This is a genomic window from Actinomyces sp. MRS3W, assembly GCF_032465695.1.
Taxonomy (GTDB): Bacteria; Actinomycetota; Actinomycetes; order Actinomycetales; family Actinomycetaceae; genus Actinomyces.
Window position 1 is genome coordinate 1 of sequence record NZ_JAWDJJ010000177.1, and the last position, 2115, is coordinate 2115.

At 73.6% G+C, this 2115-nt stretch carries 2 protein-coding genes and 1 pseudogene; 1 reads left to right on the plus strand and 2 read right to left on the minus strand.

Annotated elements, in window-relative coordinates:
• A partial coding sequence (locus tag RWX45_RS06510; protein WP_316022934.1) for a DAK2 domain-containing protein occupies positions 1-1091 on the minus strand: 1091 nt, incomplete at its 3' end.
• A gap of 217 nt (positions 1092-1308) precedes the next feature.
• Here RWX45_RS06510 and rpmB point away from each other — a divergent pair.
• On the plus strand, positions 1309-1500 hold the full coding sequence (rpmB, locus tag RWX45_RS06515) for a 50S ribosomal protein L28 (protein ID WP_316022935.1): 192 nt from the start codon (positions 1309-1311) through the stop codon (positions 1498-1500).
• Positions 1501-1698: 198 nt separating this feature from the next.
• On the opposite strand, the pseudogene RWX45_RS06520 reads toward rpmB, so the two are convergent.
• Positions 1699-2115, minus strand: a pseudogene (locus tag RWX45_RS06520) (thiamine-phosphate kinase); the annotation flags it as partial.

Here is a 2115-nt window from a genome sequence, read left to right on the forward strand (position 1 = left end):
GGGTGCAGGTGGTGGATGCACACTTGGCGGGCGCGGCCGCGGCGCGGCAGGGCGGCGCGGGGGGTGTCGGTGTGGACGTGCACCTGGTACATGCCCACGCCGAGCGCATCCGGGGTGCCGACCACGCCCACGGAGTCGCCGATCGTCTCCAGGGCGCGGCGCAGTTCAGCGGCCTGGGCGGCGGTGGCCTCCAGCAGGTACATGACCTCGAACTCGCCGGTTGAGAAGTGGCCCACGGCCTCACGGGCGCCGGCGCCGTGGGTCGCCCCGGCCACGAGGTCGTCGAGCATCTGCCGGGCGACCAGCGTGTGCGGAAGCTCTGGCGTCTCCTCCGCCTTGCCCGAGGCGGCGGGGCCGGTGCCTTCGCCGCCGTCGGCGAGGCAGTCGGACAGGCAGGTGTAGATGAGCATGAGGGCGGCCCCGCCGGCGTCGACGGCGCCGTGGCCGAGGCCGGCGGTCTCCACCACGCTCTCCTGGGCGCCGAAGGCGGCGGCCGCGGCCACGGCCGATACGGATGCCGGTGCGGCGGCGGTCGATTCCTCAAAGACGGTGCGGGCGCTCGTGGCGGCATCCTGGGCCACGGTCAGCAGGGTGCCGGGGACCGGGCGGGAGACGGCGCTCCAGGTGGTGGTGGCGATGCGCTCGTAGGCGTGGGTGAGCTCAACCGGGCGCAGCGCGGCGGGGTCGGGGGCTTCGGCGCAGACGTCGGCGAGGGCGGCGAGGACCTGGGAGATGAGCAGGCCGGAGTTGCCGCGGGCGCCGCGGACGGCGCCGTCGGCGGCGGTGCGGGCGGCCTGGGCCAGTTCGGCGCCGGGTGGCAGCAGCGCCAGGGCATCGCAGGCGGAGCGGATGGTGAGCAGGACGTTGGTGCCGGTGTCGGCGTCGGGAACGGGGAAGACGTTGAGGAAGTTGACCAGCTCGCGGGTGGAGGCGGCGACCGTGCGGGCGGAGGTGAGCCAGGCGTGCAGAAGCGGCGCGGTCAGTGCGGTGGCGGGTGCGGTGCCCGCGCCGACGGGGGCGCCTGTGCGGTGGGCCACGCCTCTCCTTCCCTGCGGTTGTGCACCGTCGATGGGGCCGGTTCGGCCGTGCATCGGCGGCAGTGCTGGGGTCAGGTTAACCGTTGCGGGGCGTCTCGTGCTTCTGCCCGCCGCCCGGGCGTGTGCCGGAGCCCATACCCCACCGGCTTGGGACGGCGGACTGTTTCCGATAAAGTGCTGGGGTTGCCCGCGACCCGCGTCGCCGGGCGGTAGACCCGGCGCCGGGCAAACAGCCCGCGCGCTTACACCAAGAAGATTCAGGAGTGGAACCGTGGCTGCTGTGTGCGACGTCTGCGGCAAGGGCCCCGTCTTCGGCAAGAGCGTCTCGCACTCCCATGTGCGGACCAACCGCCGGTGGAACCCCAACATTCAGCGTGTACGTGCTCTCGTGAACGGCACCCCCAAGCGCCTTAACGTGTGCACGTCCTGCCTCAAGGCCGGCAAGGTGACGCGCAACATCTGAGCGCGCCACGCCCGTCGGCAGGGCACTCGAGGCCGCCGTTCGCACCCGCGGACGGCGGCCTTTTGCTTGGCCCCTTGCTTGACCCCGGCCTACGGTTTCCGACCTTGGGGTACATGGCACGACCCCGGGGTGGTCGTCAACCGTACCCCGAGGTCGGAAATCGTCAACGCGGCCGGGAATCGTCACCGCGGCCGACCCCTAGGCGCGGAAGTGGTCCCAGCCCAGCTGCTCGGGCACGCGCCCGCCAATGAGCACGCCCGCCGGCTCGTCGTCGCGCCGGGCGCGCACGGTTCCGATCACGCGCGCCCGTTCGGGCAATTCCCCGGCCGACGGCGGAAGCGTGGCCAACATGCCGTGGTCCTCTCCCCCGGTCAGCACCCAGGCGCGCGCGAGCGCCCGCGCCGCGGCGGGATCGGGCTCCAGCAGGCGCGCCACCGGCTCCAGGAACGCCACATCCGTCTCTAGCCCGGGCGCGGGACCATCCGCTGCCCCGGTCTCCGGCTCCGTCAGCTCCACCACCACGCCGCTCGCCCGCGCGATCCGGCCCGCGTCACGCAACAGCCCATCGGACACGTCCAGCATGGCGCTCGCCCCGGCGTCGGCCAGGGCGGGACC